Annotated in this window: 26 protein-coding genes; 17 read left to right on the forward strand and 9 right to left on the reverse strand. The window is 64.5% G+C overall.

Features of this window, described 5'->3' with window-relative positions:
* The first annotated feature begins 133 nt into the window (after window positions 1-133).
* The 5 genes from IVB48_RS31760 to IVB48_RS31780 all read left to right on the forward strand — a co-directional run bounded on the left by IVB48_RS31760 (window position 134) and on the right by IVB48_RS31780 (window position 4,395).
* Window positions 134-433 (forward strand): putative quinol monooxygenase, encoded by a 300-nt coding sequence (locus tag IVB48_RS31760; protein WP_007599815.1) that lies wholly within the window; start codon window positions 134-136, stop codon window positions 431-433.
* 13 nt (window positions 434-446) lie between these two features.
* Window positions 447-1,055, forward strand: a complete 609-nt coding sequence (locus tag IVB48_RS31765; RefSeq protein WP_247406281.1) for an urease accessory protein UreE — start codon at window positions 447-449, stop codon at window positions 1,053-1,055.
* A complete protein-coding gene (locus tag IVB48_RS31770) occupies window positions 1,036-1,764 on the forward strand; it encodes an urease accessory protein UreF (protein WP_247406480.1) in 729 nt (242 codons plus the stop codon). The genes IVB48_RS31765 and IVB48_RS31770 overlap by 20 nt, the downstream gene beginning before the upstream one ends.
* A gap of 49 nt (window positions 1,765-1,813) precedes the next feature.
* A complete protein-coding gene (ureG, locus tag IVB48_RS31775; protein ID WP_027570217.1) occupies window positions 1,814-2,437 on the forward strand; it encodes an urease accessory protein UreG in 624 nt (207 codons plus the stop codon).
* Window positions 2,438-2,736: 299 nt separating this feature from the next.
* The gene (locus IVB48_RS31780; protein WP_027570218.1) at window positions 2,737-4,395 is read left to right on the forward strand and encodes an HWE histidine kinase domain-containing protein; all 1,659 of its coding nucleotides are present in this window, start codon (window positions 2,737-2,739) and stop codon (window positions 4,393-4,395) included.
* A 7-nt stretch (window positions 4,396-4,402) separates the two neighbouring features.
* Here IVB48_RS31780 and IVB48_RS31785 read toward each other — a convergent pair whose 3' ends face one another.
* From IVB48_RS31785 to IVB48_RS31805, 5 genes are all read right to left on the reverse strand, one after another.
* Window positions 4,403-5,011, reverse strand: coding sequence for a TetR/AcrR family transcriptional regulator (locus IVB48_RS31785; protein WP_247406482.1), 609 nt, complete (start codon window positions 5,009-5,011; stop codon window positions 4,403-4,405).
* 88 nt (window positions 5,012-5,099) lie between these two features.
* The gene (locus IVB48_RS31790) at window positions 5,100-6,242 is read right to left on the reverse strand and encodes an OpgC domain-containing protein (RefSeq protein ID WP_247406284.1); all 1,143 of its coding nucleotides are present in this window, start codon (window positions 6,240-6,242) and stop codon (window positions 5,100-5,102) included.
* Window positions 6,243-6,434: 192 nt separating this feature from the next.
* The gene (locus IVB48_RS31795; protein ID WP_027570221.1) at window positions 6,435-6,890 is read right to left on the reverse strand and encodes a hypothetical protein; all 456 of its coding nucleotides are present in this window, start codon (window positions 6,888-6,890) and stop codon (window positions 6,435-6,437) included.
* A 76-nt stretch (window positions 6,891-6,966) separates the two neighbouring features.
* Window positions 6,967-7,338: a DUF883 family protein gene (locus tag IVB48_RS31800; RefSeq protein WP_027570222.1), complete on the reverse strand. Its 372-nt coding sequence runs from the start codon at window positions 7,336-7,338 to the stop codon at window positions 6,967-6,969.
* A 78-nt stretch (window positions 7,339-7,416) separates the two neighbouring features.
* The gene (locus IVB48_RS31805; RefSeq protein ID WP_027570223.1) at window positions 7,417-8,529 is read right to left on the reverse strand and encodes an AI-2E family transporter; all 1,113 of its coding nucleotides are present in this window, start codon (window positions 8,527-8,529) and stop codon (window positions 7,417-7,419) included.
* A gap of 212 nt (window positions 8,530-8,741) precedes the next feature.
* Here IVB48_RS31805 and IVB48_RS31810 point away from each other — a divergent pair, with 212 nt between their 5' ends.
* Window positions 8,742-9,545 carry a L,D-transpeptidase gene (locus IVB48_RS31810; RefSeq protein ID WP_247406287.1) on the forward strand — a complete coding sequence of 268 codons (804 nt, stop codon included), beginning with the start codon at window positions 8,742-8,744 and terminating at the stop codon, window positions 9,543-9,545.
* 17 nt (window positions 9,546-9,562) lie between these two features.
* On the forward strand, window positions 9,563-10,219 hold the full coding sequence (locus IVB48_RS31815; protein ID WP_247406290.1) for a DUF2865 domain-containing protein: 657 nt from the start codon (window positions 9,563-9,565) through the stop codon (window positions 10,217-10,219).
* A 75-nt stretch (window positions 10,220-10,294) separates the two neighbouring features.
* Here the strand turns inward: IVB48_RS31815 and IVB48_RS31820 are convergent, their stop codons facing one another.
* Entirely contained in the window at window positions 10,295-12,388 is a 2,094-nt protein-coding gene (locus IVB48_RS31820; protein ID WP_247406293.1) for a methyl-accepting chemotaxis protein, read from the reverse strand.
* 275 nt (window positions 12,389-12,663) lie between these two features.
* Between IVB48_RS31820 and IVB48_RS31825 the strand changes: the two genes are divergently transcribed.
* A complete protein-coding gene (locus IVB48_RS31825; RefSeq protein ID WP_007599832.1) occupies window positions 12,664-12,819 on the forward strand; it encodes a Thivi_2564 family membrane protein in 156 nt (51 codons plus the stop codon).
* Window positions 12,820-12,970: 151 nt separating this feature from the next.
* Here the strand turns inward: IVB48_RS31825 and IVB48_RS31830 are convergent, their stop codons facing one another.
* The 3 genes from IVB48_RS31830 to cysD all read right to left on the reverse strand — a co-directional run bounded on the left by IVB48_RS31830 (window position 12,971) and on the right by cysD (window position 18,156).
* Window positions 12,971-15,136, reverse strand: coding sequence for a malate synthase G (locus IVB48_RS31830; protein WP_247406296.1), 2,166 nt, complete (start codon window positions 15,134-15,136; stop codon window positions 12,971-12,973).
* 289 nt (window positions 15,137-15,425) lie between these two features.
* Window positions 15,426-17,342: an adenylyl-sulfate kinase gene (gene cysC / locus IVB48_RS31835; RefSeq protein ID WP_247406298.1), complete on the reverse strand. Its 1,917-nt coding sequence runs from the start codon at window positions 17,340-17,342 to the stop codon at window positions 15,426-15,428.
* A 19-nt stretch (window positions 17,343-17,361) separates the two neighbouring features.
* Window positions 17,362-18,156: a sulfate adenylyltransferase subunit CysD gene (cysD, locus tag IVB48_RS31840; protein ID WP_027570229.1), complete on the reverse strand. Its 795-nt coding sequence runs from the start codon at window positions 18,154-18,156 to the stop codon at window positions 17,362-17,364.
* Between the two features lie 245 nt (window positions 18,157-18,401).
* On the opposite strand from cysD, the gene cysG reads away from it, so the two are divergent.
* The 9 genes from cysG to IVB48_RS31885 all read left to right on the forward strand — a co-directional run bounded on the left by cysG (window position 18,402) and on the right by IVB48_RS31885 (window position 26,980).
* A complete protein-coding gene (cysG, locus tag IVB48_RS31845) occupies window positions 18,402-19,826 on the forward strand; it encodes a siroheme synthase CysG (RefSeq protein ID WP_247283707.1) in 1,425 nt (474 codons plus the stop codon).
* Complete coding sequence (locus tag IVB48_RS31850) at window positions 19,823-20,140, forward strand: DUF2849 domain-containing protein (RefSeq protein WP_247283709.1); 318 nt, start codon at window positions 19,823-19,825, stop codon at window positions 20,138-20,140. The genes cysG and IVB48_RS31850 overlap by 4 nt, the downstream gene beginning before the upstream one ends.
* An 11-nt stretch (window positions 20,141-20,151) precedes the next feature.
* Window positions 20,152-21,807, forward strand: coding sequence for a nitrite/sulfite reductase (locus IVB48_RS31855; protein WP_063994693.1), 1,656 nt, complete (start codon window positions 20,152-20,154; stop codon window positions 21,805-21,807).
* Window positions 21,794-22,309 (forward strand): DUF934 domain-containing protein, encoded by a 516-nt coding sequence (locus tag IVB48_RS31860; RefSeq protein ID WP_247283721.1) that lies wholly within the window; start codon window positions 21,794-21,796, stop codon window positions 22,307-22,309. Before IVB48_RS31855 ends, IVB48_RS31860 begins: the two co-directional genes overlap by 14 nt.
* Window positions 22,306-23,037 carry a phosphoadenylyl-sulfate reductase gene (locus IVB48_RS31865; RefSeq protein ID WP_247406300.1) on the forward strand — a complete coding sequence of 244 codons (732 nt, stop codon included), beginning with the start codon at window positions 22,306-22,308 and terminating at the stop codon, window positions 23,035-23,037. Before IVB48_RS31860 ends, IVB48_RS31865 begins: the two co-directional genes overlap by 4 nt.
* Window positions 23,038-23,157: 120 nt before the next feature.
* Window positions 23,158-24,159, forward strand: a complete 1,002-nt coding sequence (locus IVB48_RS31870) for a sulfate ABC transporter substrate-binding protein (RefSeq protein ID WP_247283740.1) — start codon at window positions 23,158-23,160, stop codon at window positions 24,157-24,159.
* Between the two features lie 36 nt (window positions 24,160-24,195).
* Window positions 24,196-25,032: a sulfate ABC transporter permease subunit CysT gene (gene cysT / locus IVB48_RS31875; protein WP_081747971.1), complete on the forward strand. Its 837-nt coding sequence runs from the start codon at window positions 24,196-24,198 to the stop codon at window positions 25,030-25,032.
* Between the two features lie 9 nt (window positions 25,033-25,041).
* The gene (gene cysW, locus IVB48_RS31880; protein ID WP_247406302.1) at window positions 25,042-25,953 is read left to right on the forward strand and encodes a sulfate ABC transporter permease subunit CysW; all 912 of its coding nucleotides are present in this window, start codon (window positions 25,042-25,044) and stop codon (window positions 25,951-25,953) included.
* Complete coding sequence (locus IVB48_RS31885) at window positions 25,943-26,980, forward strand: sulfate ABC transporter ATP-binding protein (protein ID WP_247406304.1); 1,038 nt, start codon at window positions 25,943-25,945, stop codon at window positions 26,978-26,980. Before cysW ends, IVB48_RS31885 begins: the two co-directional genes overlap by 11 nt.
* Window positions 26,981-26,992 lie beyond the last annotated feature (12 nt).

The raw sequence follows: 26,992 nt of genomic DNA on the forward strand, positions 1-26,992 counted from the left end.
CCTCAACGCATGTCCCAGGAATATGTCTTGGTCGCATATCGGAGACAGCTTTTCCGGTTTTGCGTTCGATCCCGCCTGGTCTAAGGTCCCGCCCGGTATCTGAAGCCCAGAAGAAAAGCCGGGAGGATTTCTCGTGATCTATGTCGTCGCCACCTTGACCATCAAGCCTGAAACGCGCGCCGAATTCATTGCAGCCGCCACCGCCTGCATCAAGGAGACCCGGAAAGAGCCCGGCAATATCGCCTATGATCTGCATGAGAGCGTCACCGATCCCGCCAAGATGGTGTTCGTCGAGCAGTGGGAGAATGCCGAGGCGCTGGTGCCGCATCGCGCCATGGAGCACATGAAGACCTTCGGCCGCGTCGCGGTGAAGTGTTTTACGGCGCCGCCGAAGATCGAAGTGATCACGCCCGAGAAGGTCGAGACACGGTAACGGGGTAAAGCGCATGATCCGGGCGACGCAGGTCAGGGGACAACACCGCTTCGCGGAAGCGCCGGCGGATACGGTCGTGCTCGATTTCGACGATCGACACCGCCGCCGCATGGCGATGACGGGGACGCGGGGGCTCGAGTTCCTGCTCGACCTGGAGAATGCCGTCGCGCTGCGCGGCGGCGATGCGCTGGTGCTGGAGGACGGCCGGCTGGTCGAGGTGGTCGCCGCGCCCGAGCCGCTGCTCGAGATCCGCGGCCACGATCCGCACCACCTTATTCGCGTCGGCTGGCATCTCGGAAATCGCCATCTGCCGACGCAGATCATGGCCAAGGGCCTGCGCATCCGCCGCGACCACGTCATCGAAGCCATGGTGAAGGGCCTCGGTGCGCGCGTGATCGAGATCGAGGCGCCGTTCGATCCCGAGGGCGGCGCCTATGCCGATGCCGGTCATGCGCATGGACACGACGACCATGCGCATCACGATCATGGCCACGATGATCATCATGGCCACCACCATGATCATGCCGCACATGGTGACAGTCACGATCACCATCACCACGACGAGCATTGCGATCACCCCGATCATCACCACGGCCACAAGCATGCTCATGACCACAAATGAGCCGGTCGCGGCCCGCGACCTCGCGGAGCGCGAGGCGGCGGCGCTGTACCGGTTGATGACCTGGCTGTCGCCCGCGTTTCCCGTCGGGGGCTTTTCCTACTCCAGCGGCATCGAATGGGCGGTCGAGGCCGGCGACATCACCGACACAGCGTCGCTGGCGGACTGGCTTGATGCGATGCTTCGCGACGGCTCGGGCTTCTGCGATGCGACGTTTCTGGTCCACGCCTATCGCGCCACTGAAGCGGGCGAGGGCGACACCTTGAGCGATATCGCCGAGCTCGCCGCGGCGTTCGTGTCCTCGCGCGAGCGGCAGCTGGAGACGACATCGCAGGGCCGTGCCTTCATCGATATCGCCCGCGCCGCGTGGGATGCCGACGGGCTGGATGCCATGGTTGCGGCATGCCGGACGCCACTGGTCTATCCCGTTGCCGTTGGCGTGGTCGCCGCGATGCACGGCGTGCCGCTGGCGCCGACGCTGCACGCCTTCCTGCATGCGCTGGTCTCGAACTGGATTTCCGCGGCCAGCCGGCTCATTCCGCTCGGCCAGACCGACAGCCAGCGCGTGCTGGTGAGGCTGGAAGCCGCGGCTGCCGCGACGGCAAATCGTGCGCTGAATGCGACGTTGGACGATGTCGGCGGCGCGACGTTTCGCGCCGACCTCGCCAGCCTGCGGCACGAGACACAATACACGCGGCTGTTCAGATCTTGATTGCGGCCAGTACACTCCGCAGCCGCCAGGACGACGTAGGAAAGAAGCAATGGCTACATCTCACGGCCCCTTGCGTGTCGGCATCGGCGGTCCGGTCGGATCGGGTAAGACCGCGCTGATGGACCTGCTCTGCAAGACCATGCGCGAGCGCTACGACATCGCCGCGATCACCAACGACATCTACACCAAATGGGATGCGGAATTCCTGGTGCGCTCGGGCTCGCTGACGCCGGATCGCATTGCCGGGGTCGAGACCGGCGGCTGCCCGCACACCGCGATCCGCGAGGACGCCTCAATGAATCTCGCCGCGGTAGCGGATATGCGCGCCAAGTTTCCCGGGCTCGATCTCGTGCTGATCGAATCGGGCGGTGATAACCTCGCTGCCACTTTTTCCCCGGAGCTCGCCGATCTCACCATTTACGTCATCGACGTGGCGGCCGGCGACAAGATCCCGTCAAAGGGCGGCCCCGGCATCACCCGGTCCGACCTCCTTGTGATCAACAAGATCGACCTGGCGCCCTATGTCGGCGCCTCCTTGGAAAAGATGGAGACGGACGCCAGGCGCATGCGCGGCGAGCGACCGTTCGTCATGACCAACCTGAAGAAGAGCCAGGGGCTGGACCGCATCATCGGCTTCATCGAGGCCAAAGGCGGCTTGAAACGGGCCAGCTGACCGGCGCGACCACCTGGCGCAGGCGTTTTCCCCCGATAACGGCATGGGCAGAGCCGTGTCCGCGGAACAAATTTCGGTCACGGCAATTGATTACCTCCGGTGCCCGGAGCAAATCCATCCCGGCCCGACCATCGGCCGGGCGGCTTTAAGCTTCTCAGGCGACCCAAGTTGCGTATCGATGCCTCCTCCTCCATTATCTCGGCCATTGGGGTTCACCCTGTTTCGGCACGTGCCCGTTCGAGCGGCGTCCATATGCTCCGTGTTTATTGCCGACCTCCTGCTTTCGCCTGAGTAGTCGCGTGGTCAGGCTGGGTTTCATCATCGGCTTCATTGCTCTTCTCGGAGCCCTGCTCTCCGGGCTTGCGGCTTATCGCGTCCACGACCAGGAGCTGGCGCTGGATCGGATCGCGCTGGCGCGCGCGATCGACGTCCATGCGAGCCTGGTCCAGGACCGGCTCACCGAGCGCGAACTGCTCGCTCGGGTTGCCTCCGGCCTGTTCCGGGCACCGTCGGTGCTCAAGCCAAACATGCTCGAGCCGCTGCGCTCGGCCATCTACGCCTTCAAGACCGATTTCGTGGTGGCGGGCTGGGTGGCCCGCCTGAAGCCGAACGAGCTTGCCGCAGCGCAGGCCGCCATCGCGAGCGCCGGCTTCCCCAATCCGCGAATCCGCACCTATGACGACAAGCCGATCGATCCGGCAGGTGTCACCCAGCCGATCGACGTGCTGCTGGATCTCGAGCCGCGCAGCAACGAGACCAAGGGGCTGCCTGGTCGCAGTTACGACCAGGACCAGGTGCGCAGCGCCATGCTGACGCGCGCCAGAGTGGAGAAGAGATCGGTTGCCTCAGAACCGGTTGCCCTCCTGCGCGGCGACGGGCCCATCGGCATCATTGTGGCCGCTCCCGTCATCCCCGAGGGCGCAACGGAGCCGGCGGGCTTCATCACATTTTCCTACGAGCTCTCTTCCCTGATGCTGACCAACGACGACATGTCGTTGTTCGCGGTCGCGCTGAAGGATCCGCGCCTGGAGGGTGGCGAGCTGGTCGCCAACGATCAAGGCGTCGTCTCCGGCCGAACGACGGCGGCCGATGGGCCCGCGCCGTCGGCGACGCGCACGGTGAGCTTCGGTGGCCGCGACTGGCAGCTCGGCTATTACGCCAAGACCAATTCGGCGCGCCGCGCCGAACAGACCGCGATCATCGTGGCGGCGATCGGCTTTGCGATCACCGCGATGGTGTGCGGCCTGTTCGGCTACGTCGCCTACAACAATTTGCGGCTCAGCCGGGAAATCCAGGTCAGAATCGGCTTCGAACGCCGGCTGACCGCTGTCATCGACGAGCTCAACCACCGGGTCAAAAACATCCTGGCGGTGATCCAGTCCATCGTGACCCGCACGCTGCGCCATGGCTCCGACATCGATGTCGCGCGCGAGCTCCTGATCGGCCGCATCCACGCCATGTCCAATGTCGTCTCGCTGCTCAGCGAGAGCCAGTGGCAGGGTGTCAAGCTGAAGGGCCTGTTCGAGGCGCGCGCGATCCCGCATGCCGACCGCATCGCCGTTACCGGTCCTGATATCGCAGTCAGCGCGCGCGCGGCGCAGAGCCTCTCGCTGCTGTTCTTCGAGCTCGCCTCACACTCCGACGAAGGCCTGTCGCTGGTCGGCAAGCATCCGCACATCACGGCCAATTGGACGGTGACGAATGAGGGCGCCGGCGAGGTCTTCTATTTCCGCTGGGAGGAGTTCAACACCAGCGAAGCGACGCGCCGCCCCGATTCCGATTTCGGCCTGATCCTGCTCGACCGCGTCGCGCCCGAGGCGCTCGGCGGCACCGCCAAGCGCTATTTCACCGACGTCTCCTATGTCTATGAGCTGACCGCGCCGATGGAGACGGTCGAGGACATGACCGAGCGCGACCGCACCGACAAGCTGTCGGCACCGATCCGGCCCGCGCGGTGATTCCAGGTTAGCTCTTCGACCGCAGCACGAGGTCAACCAGATTGCGCACGTAGGCCGGTGTGATCGGCGCGATGCCGAAGACGTAACGGTAGAACAGGCTGCCATAGATCGCGTCGTAGAGATCCTCCGGCGGTGCTTCCGCCAGAATGCTGCCGTCGTTTTGGCCGGCGGCGATCATCTCGACCAGCGCGTCGCGGCGGAAGTGCAGGTAGCGGGCGTAGAACAGCTCGGCGGAGCCGGTCTTGGAGATGCATTCGGAGATGACGGCGAGCTGGACCTTGCCGAACTCGCCTTGGAGCGCTTCGGCATAGGCGGCCGCATGGCGGCGTGCGCGCGCGGCGGGGCTGCCCGAGCTTGCAGGCGGCAGCGGCAGCATCTGCGCGGCTTGATGAAGGAAGGCGTCGATCAGCAAGGCTTCGCGGGAGGGCCACCATTTGTAGATCGTCATCTTGGAGACGCTGGAGTGGCGCGCGATCGCGTCGATGGTGGTGGCGGCAAGGCCGGTGGTGGCCATCAGCGCATAGGCGCTTTGGAGAATGGCGTTGGTGGTCTCGATCGACCTCGGCCGGCCGCGCCGGGGCGCGCTGTCGGCTCCCTCACCCCCGCCATTCGCCATCGCCACGCCCCGCCTCCTCGCGCAATCCGCTGCCGCTCCGCTTAGCCCAGCCGCGATGGCCGGCCTAGCGGAATCGGAAGGTGCCGGGCTAGGCCTGTTGCCGCAAGGCCGCCGGCAGGTCCTGCCGCTTCGACCAGGCGATGTAGTATGCGACCGCGGCCATCGCCGCGAAGCCGGCCAGACTCACGGCGATCTGCATCACCATCAGATTGGCACCGGTGATCAGGATGAGATGGCCGGCTAAGGACAGGAATACGCCGACGCAGAACACCGCGAGCCATTCCTCGCCGCATCGGATGACTGCCCGCAGCGATCTCCATTGCAGGCCGGGATGATCGGCCGGCACGAGATGTGTCGCGATGAAAGCGAGTGCGAGGAAGTGGACTACGCGATAGGGTGCGAGGTTTTCCTTGTCGGTCGGCGTGATGTTGTCGAGCACGATGTCCGGCAGGTAGGCGGCAAGCGCCGGCGAGTGGCGCATCAGCGTGATCGCCATTGCGAATACGAGATAGGCGCCTGCAAGCACGCGCAGCCAGGACAGGCCGTGTAGCGCGCGGCCCGACGCACCGGTCACGGCGAACCAGCCGCCCAGCACCATCAGCATCTGCCAGCAGAACGGGTTGAAGGTCCACTCCTGGTCCGGATAGACCCGGAAATTCCAGTCGAACCAGCGCGCCGCAACGTACAGCGCGACCGATGCCACAAGCGTCAGGTTCGGCCGCCGCAACAGCCCCCACAGCGCGAGGGGAAAGAAGGCCATCAGCGGGATCATCAGCTGTAACAGATCGAGATTCAGCGGCTCCTCCTGGAGCACGAGGCCACGCACCAGGATTCGCAGCGGGTGTTCGAGAATTCCCGATATGTTGTATTCGTGGATGATTTCGGGCGCCATCGATTGCGAGGCGACATAGGCGATGGTGTCGATATAGATCACGAACAGCACGACATAGGCGGCATACAGCCGCCAGACGCGGCGAAAGATGCGCGTCGCCGCGACAACGTAGCCGCGCTCAAGCGCTATCCTGCCGTGAATGATCGCGACGCCATAGCCCACCACGAACACGAACAAGTCTGCGGCGCCGCTGAAGCCGAAGTTGCGCAGCGTCAGCAAATTGACCACGTTGTTCGGGATGTGGTCGACGAAAACCGACCAGTTGGCGATGCCGAGCGTCAAATAGAGCCGGGGGTCGTGATGGAATGCGGTGAGGTTCGCCTGCACAGACGGTTTCATCGAAAAAATGACTTTTGGAATCAGGGGCGCTGCTTTTAGCGGCAACCGCCTGCCTATCCGAGTAGCGTTTGCGTGAGTAGGGACATTCGCGTCGGGCGACGCAAATTGGGCCGGGCGCCCGCGGGTGTCGAATTCCGAAAGATGCGCTTGCGGGACCTATGACGAAATTTTCTAACGCGCGCGCGCTAGCCGCTACTCGGCAGGTTCGGCCGAGGCATCGTCGGGTACGCCGGCGCGGCTCGCCATGATTCCGAGGGCGACGCCGCCGATCGCCAGGATCGGCAACAGCCGCTTGATCCCGATGGCGCGAACGATCTGGAGTCCGGTGGCGAGCAGCATGGGGTCCGCGAGCATGCTCGAGGCCGCCGACCTCGTGGCGCGCTCGGCTGCGATATGAGCTTGCTTGCGCAGCTGCCGTTTGTAGACCCAATAGCTCACCGCTGCGGTCAGGGTCAGCAGAAAGAAAATGCCTGCACCGGCGAGGCAGGCCTGCACCGGTCCATATTTGTTGAGCACAGAAATGAACGCTGCCGCGCATAGGAAGCACGTGGTGATGAAGAGTGCGAGCGCCGCGCCTGCTGCCAGCGATGTCAGCCGCACAGTAGTACCGGTGGATGCGCTGATCCCGTCGATGATGCGCTGAAACATGGCCTTGCTCCTCAGATCCCCACAAGCCGGCACCGGCGGCGCCGCTGCGCCACCGTCTCAATACCCGTTCGCGATCTCAGCGACGCCAGACCGCGCCGATCAGGAAGCCGATGCCGAGCGCGAGCCCGACGGTCGCGAGCGGCCGCTGCGTGATCGCGTCCTCCAGCGTCTCCTCGATCGAGCCATAGGCCTCCTGTGCCGCGCCCATCATCGCGCTGCCGCGTTCCGACATATCGTCGATCGCGGAATCCACGTTTTCGCGCGCCTGGCTATAGCCGCGGCGGGCTTGCTTGCTGGAGGAGTTGGCAAAAGTATTGAGCGCGTCGGTGATCTGATCGGTGAGGGCGGCGATATCGCTTTTCACGGCTGCTACATCCTTCTCGAGGCGTTCTCGGGTGGCTTTGTCGGTCCAGTCTCTCATCCCGGCTTCGGCATTGGTGGCGGACATCGGGGGCTCCGAGCGGTTGACGGTTGAGACAGCCGGGAAACGTTTCGTCGTCGCGTAAGTTCCGTCCACGGAAACCGGTTAGTCCTGCGGGAGCTGCGGCGAATCCTGCGGCAACAGATGCTCCTTCAGGATCAGGGCGACGATCAGCAGCGGCGACGACAGGAACGCGCCCATCGGGCCCCACAGCCAGGTCCAGAACGCCAGCGCCAGCAGCACCGCGAGCGCATTGAGCGCCAGCCGTCGGCCGATGATGGTCGGCGTGACGAAATGTCCCTCCAGGAAGGTGATGCCGCCAAAGGCGAGCGCCGCCATCAGGCCGCCGCTGACGGTCGGAAAGGTGACCAGTCCCACCACGACCAGAATGGCGAACATGGCCACCGGTCCGATGATCGGAATGAAATTGAGGGTGGCCGCGAGCGCGCCGAGGCCAGCCGGATTGGGCATTCCGGTGAGCGCGCAGACAATGCCGGCGGCGACGCCGACGCCGACATTGATGAGGGTCACGGTCAAGAGGTAGTTGCCGAGATGGACCTCGATCTCGTTGAGGATGCGAAGCGTGCGCAGCCGTGCCTCATGATCGCTGAAGGTCATGATCATCGCCCGTCGCAGGTCCCGCCAGCTAGCGATGAATAGGATCAGGGTGACGAAGAACAGCAGGAATTCGGTAAAGGTCGGTGACAGGAATTCGATCGTCGGCTGCACCCAGTCGAATTTCGGCATCTGGAAACTTGGCAATCCCTCCGAGCCGCCGAGCATCATCTGCAGCTCCCGCCACAGCGCCAGTGGCCGGTCGAACACGTGGACCTTGTCTTTCAACTGCGCGCCGAGTTCGGGCAGGCGCGAGCTCCATTCCATCGCTGGCGAGGCGATCAGCGCAACGATGAAGCCGACCACGGCGGTCACCGCGAACACGATCAGCGCGGCGGCGAGGCTCCGCGGCACTTTCCGTTTCTCCAGGAAGGTCGCTGCCGGTGAGAGCATCGTGCCGGTGACGAACGCCATCACAACAGGCAGAAAGAACGCCTTTCCGACATAGAGCACCGCGACGATTGCAATGAGGAGCAGTCCGGCGAGGGAGAAGGCGACGAGCTCAGTGCGGCGGATCACCGGGGGGAGCTCGCCGTGGCTCTCGGGAAGCGGGGTGCCTTCGCCGTTGCCGGAAGTCATACGTTCACTGGGAAGGACGCGCACAATACCTCTCCGGCACGGAGTCTGTTCGGTCCGCGCGCCCAACGACCAGGAGAGAACGTCCAAGCGGCCTGGGAGTTCCATCGCGGCTTCGTGAAGAAATGCTCGCTTGACTGTGACGTCGCTGCTGCATCCGGCAGGGGAACTTGTATCGGCACGACCGCGTTGGTCGGACCACAGCATCACCCTGATGCAGGTATCCAACGGGGCAGCACATGACGAAGTTCTCTGCAGTCCGACGCCGCTTATCGCCGCGCCGCATCACCGCATTCGCGTTCGCAACCGCTTTGCTGGCAGTGCCGTTCGGCGCCGCAAGCGCACAGACGCTGGGCTACACCTATCCGCAGGATCAGGCCTACCCGCAGGACCAGGGCTATTCGCAGGGTTATGCAAACCAAGGCTATGCGAACCAAGGCTATGCAAGCCCGAACGTGCAGGCTTCCGACGAGGATGCCGCGCTGCCCGATCGCCTGCGCAAGCAGATTGTCAGCTTCGACCGCAGCGAGCCGGCCGGTACCATCGTCATCGATACCAACAATACCTATCTTTACTATGTGCTCGGCCAGGGCCGCGCCATCCGTTATGGCGTCGGTGTCGGGCGCGAGGGTTTCACCTGGTCGGGCGTGCAGAGCGTCAGCCGCAAGGCGGAGTGGCCGGACTGGCATCCGCCGGCTGAGATGATCGCGCGCCAACCCTATCTGCCCCGCTTCGTCGCTGGCGGCCCCGGTAATCCGCTCGGCGCGCGTGCGATGTATCTCGGGTCGAGCGAATACCGCATCCATGGCACCAACGATCCCACCACGATCGGCAAGTTCGTCTCGTCCGGCTGCATCCGCATGACCAATGAGGACGTCACCGACCTGTTCGGCCGCGTCAATGTCGGTGCCAAGGTCGTTGTGCTGCCCAAGAACGCGCCGCTGATGGCCAAAGCCGGGGATTCCGTGCGCAAGCGTCCGGCCGTGACGGCGCTGCCCTCGGGCCGTCAGGCGCTGAACATTTCGAATTCGGCCGTCAACTAAGGGTCGAGTGAGGTCACATGAAGAGACGTTCGATCGGCAAACTCGCCGGTGGCGCGGCGGCATTCGTCGCCGTTGCCTCCTTCGGCCTCGCGCTGACCCCATCGGCCCATGCGGAGGACTTTTTCTCGGCCCTGTTCGGCGGCTTCCGCGGGCGGGCGGCGCCAGAGATTCGCATGCCGTTCCAGACCGATGACATGCCGCGCTACGACACGCCGCGCCAGCGGGCCTCCTCCTACGGCGGCGGCACGGCCTATTGCGTGCGCGGCTGCGACGGACGTTATTTCCCGGCGCAGGGAAATGATTCCGAGAGCAAGGCGCAATCCTGCAAGAGCTTCTGTCCGGCCTCGGAGACCTCGCTGGTCTATGGCGGCAACATCGAGGACGCGACGACGGACAAGGGGAAATCCTATTCCGACCTGCCCAACGCGTTCCGCTATCGCAATGAGATTGTCGCAGGCTGCACCTGCAACGGCAAAGATCCGGTCGGGCTCGCTCAGGTCAAGATCGACGACGATCCCACCTTGCGCAAGGGCGACATCGTCGCGGGCGCCGACGGTCTGGTGGTCGCCAGCCGCAATGCGAACGACCGCCGCGGTGTCGCGATGAATTTCTCCCCGTTGCCGGATTCGGTGCGCGCAAGATTCCGCCAAGTGCCGGTAGTGGCGAAGGAGTAGCCCTCAACGTCGTCCTGGCGAAAGCCAGGACGACGTTGAGGGTGTGGGGCGCGGCTCTCTCTTTAACGGCCTACGCTACGCCGCGCGGATCTTGCCGAGGAAGTCGCTGACCTCATGGCCGAGCTGGCGGCTCTGGCTCTCAAGCATCTCGGAGGCGTGTTTTACGTTGTCAGCGGCGGCTGCGGCAGCGTCGGCATCGGATTTGACGCCGGTGATGTTGTCCGAGACGTTCTTGGTGCCCTGCGCCGCAAACTGGGTGCTGCGGGTGATCTCTTGCGTGGCCGCTCCCTGCTCCTGCACGGCGGCGGCGATCGCGGTCGCAACCTCGTTCACTTCGCCGATGATGCCGCCGATGGTCTGGATCGCGCTGATGGCATCGCCCGCGACCTTCTGGATGTCGGCGATCTGCTCGGAGATCTCCTCGGTCGCCTTGGCCGTCTGGCTCGCCAGCGACTTCACCTCGGAGGCGACCACGGCAAAGCCGCGCCCCGCTTCGCCTGCCCGGGCCGCCTCGATCGTGGCGTTGAGCGCGAGCAAATTGGTCTGTTGCGCAATGGTGTTGATCAGGCCGACAACCTCGCCGATGCGGCCGGCCGACTTCTGAAGTCCCTGGACCGTGCCGTCGGTGTCGCGCGCCTGGGTCACGGCGCGGCTGGCGATGCCTGCGGCATGCGCGGCCTGCTGGCTGATGTCGTTGATCGAGGCGCTGAGCTCCTCCGCGGCGGCGGCGACGCTGTCGACGCTCATGGACGCGTCATTGGAGGCCTTGCCCGCGACCTGCACGCGGTCGTTGGTCTGCCGCGATACCGCGGAGAGATCGCCCGAGGTCTTGCGCATTTCACCGGAGGCTTCGCTCAATTCGCCGAGCGTTTTGCGCACCGCGCCCTCGAACTCGCCGACATAGGTCTCGACCGCGCGCTGGCGCGCCGAGGCGCCCGCATTGCGTTCGCGCTCCTGCGCCTCGATCGTGAGCTTCTCGTTGGCCTGCTGCTTGAAGGTCTCCAGCGCGCCGGCAAGCGCGCCGATCTCGTCGTTGCGGTCGAGATAGCCGCTGTCGACGGCAAGGTCGCCGCCGGCGACCTTGAGCATGGCGTCGCGAATGGTGTTGAGCGGAGTGATGACGCGGCGGCTGACCAGCATGATCGCGCCGACGGCAAGCCCCACGGCGAGCGCCAGCAGCGTAAGCTGCACGATGAGTGCGCGCTGTGCGGCGCCGCGCTGCTCCTGCGTGTGGATCTTGGCAGCATCGAGCGCACCTTCTGCTACTGCGACCGCGCTCGCCATGCGACCGACCGTGAGCGGGCTCCATTGGTTCGCCGTCATCTCTGGCTTCTCACCCTTGACCAGCGCGTCCGCGAGACGGTCGCGCAAGGCCAGATATTGCGGCTCGAAATAAGAGGTCTTGGCGGAGGCCATCGCGGCGGCGAGCCCCGCCGGCAACTGCATGCCGGACGTCGACAACTCTAGCGCCTTCCACATCGCGCTCGTGCCGCCGACATGTTGGGTATAGGCGTAGCGGCCTTCCGGGGTGATCTTGCCGGCGGCCAGCCCGGTCGAGACGATCAGCGACGCCTCACCCGCGGTGTTGCGGAGCAGCCAGGCGTTCTGCTTGATCGACAGGAGCTGGTCGATCGCGGCGTCCAGGTGATTGACGGTGGCGGCCAACGTGTTCGAAAGCTTGTCGAGCGTGTCGAGCAGGCCCTGTGTCGTCTCCATGTATTCCTTGGGCAGGCCGGCGCGGCGCTGGTCCTTCGGCTTGGCCACATCCTCCCAGAACTGCTTCTGCTCCTCGATCAGCAGCTTGTAGAGGCGCGCGAGCTCCGGTACCAGCGTACCCGATTGCGGAAAGTCGATGGTCGGCAGCAGCTCGATCGCGCGCGCCATGGCGGGCATTTGGGCATCGCGCAGGGCGCGCAGATATTTCTCGATCTCGCCGTCCATCGGCTCGGTCGCGTTCAGGAGGCGGACCGTGGTCGAGCGGTCGGTGCGCAGATTGTGCATCGCCTTGAACAGATCGGCGGACGTGTCGGCGATCTGCGAGATGCGGTTGGCGGTCTTCAGGCGATCCCAGGACTCGTAGGCGGTGAGCGAGAGTGCGATCACCACGCAGACCGACGTGATCGCGATCACCGCCTTCAGCAGCGCGGATACGGTCAGACGATTCAGCATCGAAGTCCCCCAATTCCCATTACAAAGTGCGTGAAGTCGCCCCGGCAACATCGCAAAAGTGGGCGCACGCAAGACCAGGCAATCGCATGCCGTTTGTGGCTCAGGGCCCAAACGGTGACCGCATCTGAAAGGAAAAGGGTAAAGTTTTAGGCAGGCCGGCTGACGGTAGAAGTACGTATTTACTAGAAGTTGCAGAGGGTTGCGTCGATGGAACCAAGCCGGGAGTTGCGCGTTAGGAGACTGTCAGCAATTTTGCCTAAAGGGGGGTCCTAGCGATGCTGGTCGGCGTACTCGTCACCTTTCTCGTCGTCATTCTCGTACTTTACCTCATCAACATGCTGCCGATGGACGGCCGCGCCAAGCAGATCGCGCGCGTCGTCGTCATCATCATCGGCATCGTGTCGCTGCTGAAATATCTGGCCGTGTTCTAGCCGGGCTTTCGTAGCCCGGACGGATCGCAGCGCAATCCGGGTCTTGCCCCAAACCATAGCGGCCCCGGATTACACTTCGCTCCATCCGGGCTACGGCTCCAACAAAAAAGCCCCGGCGTGAGCCGGGGCTTTGGTGCTCGGTTATTCGGGCCTACCCCGCCGCTTTGGCCTCGCGGCGGCGGGCGGTGAGGATGTATTCGGTGTAGCCGTTCGGCTGCTCGCGCCCCTTGAAGATGAGGTCGCTAGCCGCCTTGAAGGCCGTGCCGTCGAAGGCGGGCGCCATCGGCTTGTAGATGGGATCGCCCGCATTCTGCTTGTCGACGACGACCGCCATGCGCTTGAGCGATTCCATCACCTGCGCCTCGGTGATGACGCCCTGGTGCAGCCAGTTGGCGAGGTGTTGGCTGGAAATGCGCAAGGTGGCACGGTCTTCCATCAGGCCGACGTCGTGGATGTCAGGCACCTTGGAGCAGCCGACGCCCTGGTCGATCCAGCGCACGACATAGCCCAGAATGCCCTGGCAGTTGTTGTCGATCTCCTGCTTGACGTCGTCGGGTGCCCAGTTCGATTTCGACACCGGGATGGTGAGGATGTCTTCGAGCTTCGCGCGTGGGCCGCCCTTGGCGAGCTCCTGCTGGCGCGCGGTGACGTTGACCTGGTGGTAGTGCAGCGCGTGCAGCGTCGCGGCCGTCGGCGAGGGCACCCAGGCGGTGGTGGCGCCGGCCTGCGGATGGGCGAGCTTCTGGGCCAGCATGTCCGCCATCTTGTCGGGCGCGGCCCACATGCCCTTGCCGATCTGGGCATGGCCGGGCAGGCCACAGGTCAGGCCCATGTCGACGTTCCAATCCTCATAGGACTTGATCCAGGGCTGCGCCTTCATCTCGTTCTTGCGGATCATCGGACCCGCCTCCATCGAGGTGTGGATCTCGTCGCCGGTACGGTCGAGGAAGCCGGTGTTGATGAACATGATGCGCTTGGAGGCGCGCTGGATGCAGGCCTTGAGGTTGACGGTGGTGCGCCGCTCCTCGTCCATGATGCCGACCTTGAGCGTGTTCTCGGGCAGCGACAGCATCTTCTCGACGCGGTCGAAGATCTCGCAGGTCAGCGACACCTCGTCGGGGCCGTGCATCTTCGGCTTGACGATATAGGCAGATCCCGTGCGGCTGTTCTTGACCTTGGAGTTGCCTTTCAGATCATGCACGGCAAGAAGCCCGGAGACGGCGGCGTCGAGCAGGCCTTCCGGAATTTCCTCGCCCTTGTCGTCCAGCACCGCGTCGGTGAACATGTGGTGACCGCAATTGCGCATCAGCAGCAGGCTGCGGCCGTGCAGCTTGATCTCGCCCTTGCCGTCAGGCGTCTTGTAGCTGCGGTCGGCATTGAGCGAGCGCGTCAGCGTCTTGCCGCCCTTCTCGAAATCGGCCGACAGCGTGCCGTTCATCAGGCCGAGCGTGTTGCGATAGACCAGCACCTTGTCCTCGGCATCGACGGCCGCGACCGAGTCTTCCATGTCGAGAATCGTGGAGACCGCGGACTCCATGACCATGTCCGCAACGCCGGCCGGATCGTCCTTGCCGATCGCGCTGGTGCGGTCGATCTTCACCTCGACATGCAGGCCGTTGTTGGCGAGCAGCACCGCGCTCGGTGCGGCTGCGTCGCCCTGGAAGCCCGCGAATTGCGCGGCGTTCTTCAGCGCGGTGGCGTTGCCGCTCTTCAGCTTCACCGCGAGCTGGCCTGCGACCACGCTATAGGCGGTGACGTCGGTGTGACTGCCGGTCGCCAACGGCACGGCGGCATCGAGGAAGGCTTTCGCTTTTGCGATCACCTTGTCGCCGCGCGCCTTGTTGTAGCCCTTGCCGCTCTCGGACGGATCGTGCGGGATCGCGTCGGTGCCGTAGAAGGCGTCATAGAGCGAGCCCCAGCGCGCATTCGCCGCATTCAGCGCGTACCGTGCGTTGGTCAGGGGCACGACCAGCTGCGGGCCGCAGATCTTGCCGATCTCCTCGTCCACATTGGTGGTCTCGACCTTCTGCGTCGCCGGCTCCGGGACGAGATAGCCGATCTCCTTCAGGAAGGCGGTATAGGCATTGAGGTCGAACGCCTTGCCCTTGTTGGCGCGGTGCCAGTCGTCGATCTTGGCCTGCAGCGTGTCGCGCACCGCCAGCAGCGCGCGGTTCTTCGGGCCCAGCTCCTTGATGATGGCGGCAAGCCCGGCCCAGAACGCATCCGGCGCGATTCCCGTCTTCGGGGCCGCTTCCTTGGCGATGAAATCGAACAGGACGGGAGCAATCTTCAATCCGTGGGCGTCGACGCGTTTCATGATGGGCTTTCTCGTTGGAAATGGCTGTTTTTGGCTGCTTTTGACCCGACAGCAGCAAAATGCGCTCCAAGGAGCGGCTTTCGGGGTCTTATTAGCCCCAAAATCGGGGCCGTGAGAAGGCCCCCAAAAGTTGTCAAAATGTCAAGGCGAGGTGGGGGGACGCACGGTGTCATTCCCCGCGAAGGCGGGGAATCCAGTCGCCGAGGCCTCTGGGCTGAATCACTGCAGTCGGTGGAATACTGGGTCGCCCGGTCAAGCCGGGCGACGACAGCGGGGCAGCAGCCCGGCTTCAAATATTCGCGGCGAGGTCCACGAGTTCGTCGAACAGCACGCCGGTTGTCTTGAGCATCTGTTCGATCTCGTCCGCCGCCTCGGCGACCGTCCGCGTCGACGTGTCGATCACGAGCTCAGCGGCTTGCGGCGTCTCGTAGTCGTTGAGGATGCCGGTGAACGACGCGAGCGTGCCGGCGCGGGCCTTCTTGTAGTGGCCCTTGGGGTCGCGCTCCTCGCAAATTTCCGCAGGCGTCGCGACGTGGATCTCGCGGAACGAAGTGTCGGCGATGCGGCGCGCGGTGGCGCGGTCCTCGCGGGCGGGCGAGACGGCGGCGACAATGGCGATGTGGCCGTTGCGAGCGAGATGCGTGGCGACTTCAGCGAGACGCCGGATGTTCTCGCTGCGATCGGCGGTCGAGAAGCCGAGATCGCTGTTGAGCCCGGCGCGTAGCGTATCGCCGTCGAGCAGGATCGGCGAGCCGCCATTGCTGAACAGCCGCCGCTCCAGCGCTTTTGCGAGAGTCGACTTGCCGGAGGCGGGCAAGCCGGTGAGCCAGACCACGGCGCCGTTGTGACGATAGCGCGCGGAGCGTTCGTCGGGCCGCAGCGCGGATTCCACCGGCACGATGTCGACGGGCACAGCGCGCTGGCCGGCGTCGACCGACAGCACGAGACCGCCGCCGGCGATGCGCCCGGACACCTCGATCACGAGACGGCCGGTGCGCGGATTCTCCGTGTAGGGATCGGTGGCAATCGGATTCGAAAGGGAAATGTCGATCTCGCCGACATGGTTGCGCCCGATCGCCTTGTTCTCGACGCCCGACAGCTCGCCCGGATCGACCGCCTTCTCGATTGCGACGACGGTGGCGCGGCTTTCCTTCGGTCCGCAGCGAACCAGGAGCTGGTCGCCCTTGGCCAGCGGCTTGTCGTGCAGCCAGAAGATCCGCGCGCGCAGCCGCCGGGTCTCGCGCGGCGCGCTGTTCGTATGCGCGATGATATCGCCGCGTTCGAGGAACAGCTCGCGGTCGAGCGTGATGCCGACCGAGCGGCCCGCACCCTGTCGGCCCGCGACCGGCGTCACCGGCCAGCTCTCGACCGTCTTGATCCTGGCGATCTTGCCGGCGGGCATGATCACGATTTCGTCGCCGGCGACCAGGTTGCCGGATTCGATCCGGCCCGCAACGATGCGGCGATCGTCGAATTTGTAGATCGCCTGCACCGGCAGGCGCAGCGCCAGCGCTTCGAGCGGCCGCGCCGGCTCGAGTCCATCAAGCGCCTCGACCACGGTCGGACCCTTGTACCAGCCGATGCGGTCGGTGCGCTCGGCGACGCCGTCGCCGTCGCGGGCGGAAATCGGGATCACGGCCGTGGGCTTCACACCGAGGCCTTGCAGATGCGCCGAGATCTCGTCGCTGATATCCTTGAAGCGCTCGGCGGAGAAGTCGACGCGGTCCATCTTGTTGACGACGACCGCGACCTGCTTCACGCCGAGCAGATGCAGAAGATAGCCGTGCCGCCTTGTCTGATCGCGCACGCCTTCGAGCGCGTCGATGATCAGCACCGCGCCGTCGGCCTGTGAGGCGCCGGTGATCATGTTGCGCAGGAATTCGGCGTGGCCGGGTGCGTCGATCAGCACGATGTCGCGCGAATTGGTGCGGAAGCGGATCTGCGTCGTGTCGATAGTAATGCCCTGGTCGCGCTCGGTCTGGAGCGCGTCGAGCAGGAACGACCATTCGAACGGCATGCCGCGCCGCGCGCTGACGGCCTTGAGCATGGCGAGCTTGCCGTCGGGCAGGCTGCCAGTCTCGTGCAAGAGGCGGCCGACCAGCGTCGACTTGCCGTGGTCAACATGGCCGACGATGACGATGCGGACCTGCGGACGCGTGGTGCCGTTCGGGGTCGCAGGCGATGCGGGGGTGACGATCATGTTCATACGACGCTCGCGTCCTTGATCAGAGATAGCCGGCGACGCGCAGGCGCTCGAAAGCATCCTCGGTCTCGTGGTCGAGCGCACGGCCGGAACGTTCCGGCACCTTGGTCTGCTCGAGCTCGATCAGGATCTCGTCGATGTTCGACGCGTTTGAGGCGACCGGATTGGTGATGTCCTGATCACCCAGCGAGCGATAGCGCTTGCCGTTTTGCGACAGATACAGCGGGATGATCGGGATGTTCTCGCGCTTGGTGTAGGCCCAGATATCGGACTCGGTCCAATGCAGGATCGGATGGATGCGCAAATGCGCGCCTTGCGGCGGCGACGCATTGAAATGATCCCAGAACTCCGGCGGCTGGTCGCGCACGTCCCAATTGCCCTCCAGGCCGCGCGGAGAGAACACGCGCTCCTTGGCGCGCGTCGCCTCCTCGTCGCGGCGAATGCCGGCGATCAGGCCGTCGAAACCGTATTTGCCGAGCGCCATCTTGAGGCCCTCGGTCTTGCGCGCGGCGGAACGGGCGGCGGGCGGCAGCGTTGGGTCGACGGCATCAATCGGCGGGCAGGGCTCGACGCGCAGATCGAGATCCCATTCCTTGCCGTAGTGATCGCGAAAGCGATACATCTCCGGAAACTTCTTGCCGGTGTCGACATGGAGGGCCGGGAACGGCAGACGGCCGAAGAACGCCTTGCGCGCCAGCCAGATCATGACGTTGGAGTCCTTGCCGAGCGACCACAGCAGGGCGATCTTCTTCAAACGGGCAAAAGCCTCGCGGAAGATGTAGATGCTCTGGGCCTCGAGCTGGTCGAGATGGTCCATGCTCGGTGCCAGGTCGGCAGAAAATTCTTGCGCGGGCACGCGCTCGGCGAGAGCGGGGCTGCTCAGCCCGCCAGCAGTGGAATTGTCCTTGAGAAGATGCATCTCTGCCACTTTGCGTTTGGAGGCGAAAATTCTATAGTTGCGGTGCAAGGGAGAAGAAAAAATTTTCTCTTTGCGCGCTCGAAACGACACATATATAGAAAATAATTCCAGTCAACCCCGCATGTGGGGGAAGCGAGTATCGTATGCGGTTCTTGCCCGTGTTCCTCGATCTCAACGCCGGTCCGGTGGTCCTCATCGGTGCGGGTGAGCTTTTGCGCGCCAAGCTGCGCGTGCTCACTGCGGCCGGTGCGCGCATTCGCGTGCATGCGATCGACGGCAATCAGGACCTGGGTCTGAGCTCCGAGGACGCAGCGCGTATCGACATTGCGGCGGCCGATCCTTTGACCGCCGATCTCTCGGGAATCATCGCCGTCGTTTGCGCCGGCGCAGGCGATGTCGGCGTGGCGATGTCGGCCCGCGCCAAGGCGCTCGGCCTGCCCGTCAACGTCATGGACGATCTCGAGCATTCTAGCTTCATCTTTCCGGCGATCGTCGATCGCGGCGATGTCGTGGTCGCCGTCGGCACCGGCGGCACGTCGCCGGTGGTGGCGCGGCGCGTGCGCGAGAAGATCGAGGCGCTGCTGCCGGCGCGCATCGGCGAACTCGCCGAGTTCATCGGCGGCTTCCGTAAATCCATCAACGAACGTATTGCCGAGTTTCCGCTGCGCCGCCGCTTCTGGGAGCGCGTCATCGACGGCCCGATTGGCGCTGCCATTCTGGCCGGCCGCAAAGGCGACGCGGACGCAGCGCTCAAGGCGATTTCCGATCCATCCGCTTTCGCGCGGGCCGACAAGCCGGAAGGATCAGTCGCGCTGGTCGGCGCCGGTCCAGGTGATCCGGATTTGCTCACCATCAAGGCGCTGCGCGCGCTCCAGGATGCCGATATCGTCTTCCACGACGAGCTGGTCTCGCCTGAAATTCTCGATCGCATCCGCCGTGACACGACGCGTGTGCCCGTCGGCCGCCGCGTCGGCAAGCCCGGCATCGGGCAGGACGCCATCAACAAGCGCATGATCGAGGCCGCGCAATCCGGCCAGCGTGTGGTGCGGCTGAAGGGCGGCGATCCCTTCGTGTTCGGCCGTGGCGGCGAAGAAGTCGAAGCGCTGCGTGCTGCCGGCGTTGCCTATTCGATCATTCCCGGCATTACCGCAGGCCTCGGCGGTGCCGCCGATTTCGAGGTGCCGCTGACCTACCGTCACGAAGCAACCCGCATCACCTTCCTCACCGCGCATAAGGCGCGCGACGCGGAAGTCGTGGACTGGTCGACGCTGACCGACGCCAGGATGACCGTCGTGGTCTACATGGGCATGACGGCTGCGCCCGCTATACGCGCTGGGCTGTTTGCCGCCGGCCGTTCGCCGGAGACGCCGGTCGGCGTGTTCGCCCGCGTCACGCGCCCCGATGCGCAAGGCGCGATCGGCACGCTGCGCGACCTGCCTGAGCTGGTGCGACGGACCAATGGCGGGCCTGCCATTCTCATCATCGGCGATGTGGTCCGGCATGCCGGATCGCTTCGCCGCCAAACCCCAAAGCAAATCATCTCTGACCTATTGGATGCAGCCGAATGACCTCCCCGCTTGAACAGAAAAAGATCAAAATCGCCGGCCCCTCGGTCGTGACCGCCAATCGCACCTGGGACGGCATCGTGGTGTACCGCACCGCCGCCAAGGGCTGGTCTGCCGACCTCTCGGAAGCTGCGATCGTGCGCAACTCCGACGAGGCGAAAGCGTTGCTTGCGGAGTCCGTGGCCGATGACGTGGGCGCGATCGGTCCCTATATCGCCCCGGTACAGGTCGACGCCGACGGCAAGGTCGAACCCGGCAATCTGCGCGAACAGATCCGCCGCACCGGCGTGACCATCGGACAGCCGGTCCAGGTTTAAGGCATTCTCTCATGTACGCTTACGACGAAATCGACCGCACGCTCGTCAACGAGCGCGTCTCGGAATTCCGCGACCAGGTGAAGCGCCGCCTGTCCGGCGAGCTCACCGAGGACGAGTTCAAGATCCTGCGGCTGCAGAACGGCGTCTATCTGCAACTGCACGCCTACATGTTCCGCGTCGCGATCCCCTACGGGACGCTGGCGTCCAACCAGTTGCGGGCGCTCGCCCACGTCGCGCGCAAATACGACCGCGGCTACGGCCATTTCACGACGCGGCAGAACATCCAGTTCAACTGGATCAAGCTCGCCGAGCTGCCGGATGCGCTGGCCGATCTCGCCGAGGTCGGCATCCATGCGATGCAGACCTCCGGCAACAACATGCGCAACGTCACCTCGGACCAGTGGGCCGGCGTCGCGCCCGGCGAGATCGAGGATCCCCGCATCTGGTCGGAGCTGATCCGCCAGCACACCACGCTGCATCCGGAATTCTCGTTCCTGCCGCGCAAGTTCAAGATCGCGATCACCGCGTCGGACCACGACCGCGCCGCGATCAAGATCCACGACATCGGGCTGAAGCTGATCAAGAACGAGAAGGGCGAGACCGGCTTCGAGGTTCTGGTCGGCGGCGGGCTTGGGCGCACGCCGTTCATCGGCAAGACCATCAAGCACTTCGTGCATGGCCGCGACATTCTCAGCTATATCGAGGCGATCCTGCGCGTTTACAACCAGTACGGCCGCCGCGATAACATCTACAAGGCGCGCATCAAGATCCTGGTGCACGAGCTCGGCATCGAGAAGTTCTCGCGCGAGGTCGAGGAGGAGTGGCAGCACATCCGCAACTCCTCGCTCCAGATCGACGACGAGGTGGTCGAGGACATCCGCTCGCGCTTTACTTATCCCGCCTACGAGAAGCTGCCGCACATGCCAGATGAGCTGCGCCAGGCCGCGGCCGATCCGGATTTCGAGGCGTGGCGCAAGAACTCGGTGGCTCCGCACAAAGTCCAGGGCTATTCCATCGTCACGATCTCGCTGAAGCCGATCGGCGCGCCTCCGGGCGATGCCACCGCCGAGCAAATGGATGCGCTCGCCGATCTCGCCGACAGATATTCCTTCGGGGAGATCCGCGTCGGCCACGAGCAGAACCTCGCTTTGCCGCACGTTGCCAAGCGCGACCTGCCGGCGCTGTGGAAGGCGCTCGACAAGCTCGGCTTGGCGACGCCGAACGTCAACCTGATCACCGACATCATCGCCTGCCCGGGTCTCGACTATTGCTCGCTGGCCAATGCGCGCTCAATCCCGATCGCGCAGGAGCTGACGCGGCGCTTCGCCAATCACGAGCTGGCCAATTTGATCGGCCGGTTGCACATCAACATCTCCGGCTGCATCAACGCCTGCGGCCATCACCATGTCGGTCACATCGGCATCCTCGGCGTCGAAAAGAACGGCGAGGAAGTCTACCAGATCACCATCGGCGGCCGCGCCGACGAGAGCGCCGCGCTCGGCAATCTGATCGGTCCCGGCGTCAAGTTCGACGAGGTCGCCGACGTCGTCGAGGACATCGTGGAAGCCTATCTAGCGCTGCGAGAGCGGCCCGAAGAGCTGTTCATGGACACCGTAAAGCGCCTCGGCGTCGAACCCTTCAAGGAGCGCGTTTATGCCACTCGTTAACGGCGGAAAGATCGCCGACGACAGCTTCGTCAAGCTCGCCGTCGACACGCCGCTGCCCGAGGGCGGCGACATCCTGGTGCCGGCCGAACGCTTCGTGGGCGAGGCGGATACGTTGCTCAAGCGGAACGGCAAGGTCGGCGTGATCTGGCCGAACAATCGCGACATCGCCGAGCTGGTGCCCTATCTCGGCAAGATCGCCGTCGTCGCGCTGGTGTTCCCGACCTTCCGCGACGGACGCGCCTACAGCCAGGCGCGGCTACTGCGCGAGCGCTACAATTACCGCGGCGAATTGCGTGCGACGGGCCAGATCCTGCGGGACCAGTTCGTGTTCATGCTGCGCGCGGGCTTCGATTCCTTCGACGTCAAGAAGCAGGCCGACGCGGAAGCCTTCATGCAGACCGCGAAGCGCTACTCGGTATTCTACCAGCCCACCGGTGACGGCCGGATCACGGCGCTGCACCGGCGCATGCAACTGCGTCATTCCGAGGGTGTCGGCACGTGAACGCAATCGCCTCTCCGGTGTCGTCAATCTCCGTCTCGGCGCTGCCCTCGGCGGAGGAGCTCGATCGCGCCTTGCGCGATGCCTCGCCCGCCGAAATCATCGCCGCTGCGTTGAAGACGGTCGGTCGCGACAAGCTCGCGCTGGTGTCGTCCTTCGGCACGGAATCGGCGACGCTGCTGAAGGTCATGGCCGATGTCGATCCGGCGATCCCGGTGATCTTCCTCGACACCGGCTGGCTGTTCGAGGAGACGCTGGCCTATCGCGACACGCTGATCGCGACGCTGGGCCTGACGGACGTCCGCTCGATCAAGCCCGCCGAGGAGACGCTGTCGCGCGAGGATCCCGACCGCGACCTCTGGTTCTCCGATCCCGACGCCTGCTGCCGTATTCGCAAGGTCGAGCCGTTGGCGCGGGCGCTGAAGCCGTTCGATGCGTGGCTCAACGGCCGCAAGCGCTTCCAGGGCAGCGCGCGCGCCGGCATTCCAGTGGTCGAGGACGACGGTGCACGGTTGAAGTTCAATCCCTTCGCCAATGTTTCGCGCGAGGAACTCGAAGCGATCTTCGCCCGTGCCAAATTGCCGCGTCATCCTCTGGTTGCGTCCGGATTCCTGTCGGTTGGGTGTATGCCTTGCACGAGCAGAACGGCCGAAGGCGAGGATGAGCGTGCCGGTCGCTGGCGCGGCCGGGCCAAGACGGAATGCGGCATCCACACGATGAAGACTTCGTAGCATGGTCACGCTGCCCTGCTACGAACAAGAAAATCCGGTTCCGTTGACTTAAGCGCGTTTCGACCCGAGTTATGCCTGCCATCGATGGCGCCGACGTCATTGATGTGAATGGAGATGGACATGATGCGCCGTATCGTTCCGCTCGCTGCAGGACTGCTCGTGACAGGCTTGTTGGCAAGCTCGGCTCTGGCCGCTGACATCAATCTGCTGAATGTGTCGTACGATCCGACGCGTGAGCTCTATGTCGAGTTCAACAAGGCGTTCGCGGCAGCCTATCAGAAGGAAACCGGCAAGAGCGTCGAGATCAAGCAGTCGCACGGCGGCAGCGGTTCGCAGGCGCGCGCCGTGATCGACGGATTGCAGGCGGACGTGGTGACGCTTGCGCTCGCCTACGACATCGACGCCATCGCCAGCAAAGGCCTCGCGACGGCTGATTGGCAGAAGCGGTTGCCGCAAAACTCGTCGCCCTATACCTCGACCATCGTGTTTCTGGTCCGCAAGGGCAATCCGAAGGGCATCAAGGACTGGGACGATCTGCTCAAGCCGGGCGTCGCCGTGATCACGCCGAACCCGAAGACGTCAGGCGGCGCGCGCTGGAATTATCTGGCGGCCTGGGGCTTTGCGCAGAAGAAATACGGCTCGGCGGACAAAGCCAAGGATTTCATCGGAAAGCTCTATCAGCAGGTGCCGGTGCTCGACACCGGCGCGCGCGGCGCGACCGTGACCTTCGTCGAGCGCGGCGTCGGCGACGTGCTGCTCGCCTGGGAGAACGAGGCGTACCTGGCGCTCAAGGAATTCGGTCCGGAAAAATTCGAGATCGTGGCGCCGCCGCTCTCGATCCTGGCGGAACCGCCGGTGACGATCGTCGACAAGGTTGCCGATAAAAAAGGCACCCGTAACGCCGCCGACGCCTACCTGCAATATTGGTATACCAAGGAAGGTCAGGAAATCGCGGCGCGCAACTTCTATCGTCCGCGCGATCCCGAGATCGCCAAAAAACACGAAAACTCCTTCGCGAAGGTCGAGCTGTTCACGATCGACGAACTTTTCGGCGGCTGGACCAAGGCGCAGAAGGAACATTTTGCCGACGGCGGCGTCTTCGATCAGATCTACAAGAACTGATCGGGCGCTGTCGGCGGGGCTTAAACAGGGGGCCTGGTGAGCGCAATCGCAGCACGACGCCGGACGTTGCCGGGCTTCGGTCTCACCATGGGGCTGACGCTGTCCTGGCTGTCGATCATCATCCTGATTCCGCTCGCGGGCCTGTTTCTGAAATCGCTTGAGCTGAGCCCCGAGCAGTTCTGGAACATCCTCTCCAGCCGCCGCACCCTGAATGCGTTGCGCGTATCCTTTGGACTCGCCTTTGCGGCCGCCTGCGTCAATCTCGTGATGGGCAGCATCATCGTCTGGGCGCTGGTGCGTTACCGCTTCCCGGGAAGGCGGCTGTTCGACGCCATCGTCGACGTGCCCTTTGCGCTGCCGACGGCGGTCGCCGGCGTCGCGCTGACCGCGTTGTTCGCCGAGAAGGGCTGGCTCGGCGCGCCGCTTGCGGCGGCCGGCATCAAGGTGGCGTTCACACCGGTCGGCATCTTCGTCGCCATGATCTTCATCGGTATCCCCTTCGTGGTGCGCACCGTGCAGCCGGTGCTCCAGGACCTCGACCCTGAGATCGAGGAGGCCGCCGGAAGTCTTGGCGCGAGCCGCTGGCAGACCATCATCCGCGTGATCCTGCCCTCGCTCGGCCCGGCGCTGCTCACGGGGCTGGCGCTCGCCTTCGCACGCGCCGTCGGCGAATACGGCTCGGTGATCTTCATCGCCGGCAATCTGCCCAACGTCTCCGAGATCGCGCCGCTGCTGATCGTGATCCGCCTCTCCGAATTCCGCTATGCCGACGCGACCGCCATCGCGGTGGTCATGCTGGTCGTGTCTTTCGTCATCATCTTCGCCGTCAACCGGCTCCAGCGCTGGGCGCAGAGCCGGATCCCGGCACGCTGAGGGCGGATCATGACGATGCAGATCGCAGATTCGGTTCCGCTCTCGGCTCCCGACGCCAAGGCACGCGCGCATGCGGCGGCCGCGCGGAACAACCTGCGCACCGAACCGCGCGCGGTCCGCATCGTCATCATCGCGCTGGCGATGACCTTTCTCTCTGTCTTCGTCGTGCTGCCGCTGGTCGTGGTGTTCGCGCAGGCTTTCTCGAAGGGAGTCCTCGCCTATTTCGCCGCGCTGGCCGACCCGGAGGCGCTGTCCGCAATCAAGTTGACGCTGTTGGTTGCGGCAATTTCCGTCGGCCTCAATCTTGTCTTCGGCCTGGTCGCGGCCTGGGCGATTTCAAAATTCGAATTCTCGGGCAAGACCTTCCTGATCACGCTGATCGATTTGCCATTCTCGGTCAGCCCCGTCATCTCGGGCCTCGTCTTCGTGCTGCTGTTCGGCGCGCAGGGCTATTTCGGCGGCTGGCTGCGCGATCATGATATCCAGATCCTGTTCGCGGTGCCCGGCATCGCGCTTGCGACCACCTTCGTGACCTTCCCCTTCGTGGCGCGTGCGTTGATCCCGCTGATGCAGGAGCAGGGCACGCAAGAGGAGGAGGCCGCGATCTCGCTCGGCGCCTCGGGCCTGCAGACCTTCTTCCGCGTCACGCTGCCCAACATCAAATGGGGCGTGCTCTACGGCGTCCTGCTCTGCAACGCGCGCGCGATGGGCGAGTTTGGCGCGGTCTCTGTGGTCTCCGGCCATATCCGCGGCGAGACCAACACGATGCCGCTGCTGGTCGAGATTCTCTACAACGAATACCAGTTCGTCGCGGCGTTCGCGATCGCCTCGCTGCTGGCGATGCTGGCGCTGATCACGCTGATCGCCAAGACCGTTCTGGAAAATCATCTCGACGAAGGACATGACGCAAGTGAGCATTGAAGTCAGGAATCTCGTCAAGAAGTTCGGCAGCTTCAAAGCCCTCGACGGCGTCGACCTCAAGGTCAATGACGGCGAGCTGCTGGCGCTGCTCGGTCCTTCCGGCTCGGGCAAAACAACGCTGCTGCGCATCATCGCCGGCCTCGACTGGCCCGATTCCGGTGAGGTGTCTTTCAACGGCGAGGATGCGCTGGCGCAGGGGGCGCGCGAGCGGCACGTCGGATTCGTGTTCCAGCACTACGCGCTGTTCCGCCACATGACGGTGTTCGAGAACGTCGCCTTCGGGCTGCGCGTGCAGCCGCGCGCGATCCGCAAGGACGAAGCGACCATCCGCGCGCGCGTCAAGGAGCTGCTCGATCTCGTGCAGCTCGACTGGCTCGCCGACCGTTATCCGAGCCAGCTCTCCGGCGGCCAGCGCCAGCGCATCGCGCTGGCCCGCGCGCTCGCGATCGAGCCGCGCATCCTGCTGCTCGACGAACCCTTCGGCGCGCTCGACGCCAAGGTGCGCAAGGAGCTGCGCAAATGGTTGCGTTCGCTGCACCATGAGATCAACGTCACCTCGATCTTCGTCACCCATGACCAGGAGGAGGCACTCGAAGTCGCCAACCGCGTGGTGGTGATGGACAAGGGCAAGATCGAGCAGATCGGCTCGCCCGATGACGTCTATGAGAGCCCCGCGACCGCCTTCGTCCACAGCTTCATCGGCGAATCCATCGAGCTTCCGGTGCTGATCGCCGACGGTCTCATCACGCTCGGCGACCGGCCGCTTCAGCTCGCGGCAGATGGGCTTGCGCCTGGCGCGTCAATACTGTTCGTGCGGCGACACGACATGCTGGTCGGCCCGCCCGGCAGCGGGGCCTTCGAGGGCGCCGTGCGGCATGTCCGGAATTTCGGTCCCGTACAGCGGGCCGAGGTGGCACTCGCTGGCGGCGAGACCATCGAGATCGACGCTCCCCGCGACAGGGAACTGCGCGCCGGCGACACGATCGGCCTGGAGCCCCGCCGCTACCGGATATTTGCGGGCACCTGAGCGGGATCAAAG

This window comes from Bradyrhizobium sp. 76, assembly GCF_023073025.1.
Lineage (GTDB): Bacteria > Pseudomonadota > Alphaproteobacteria > Rhizobiales > Xanthobacteraceae > Bradyrhizobium.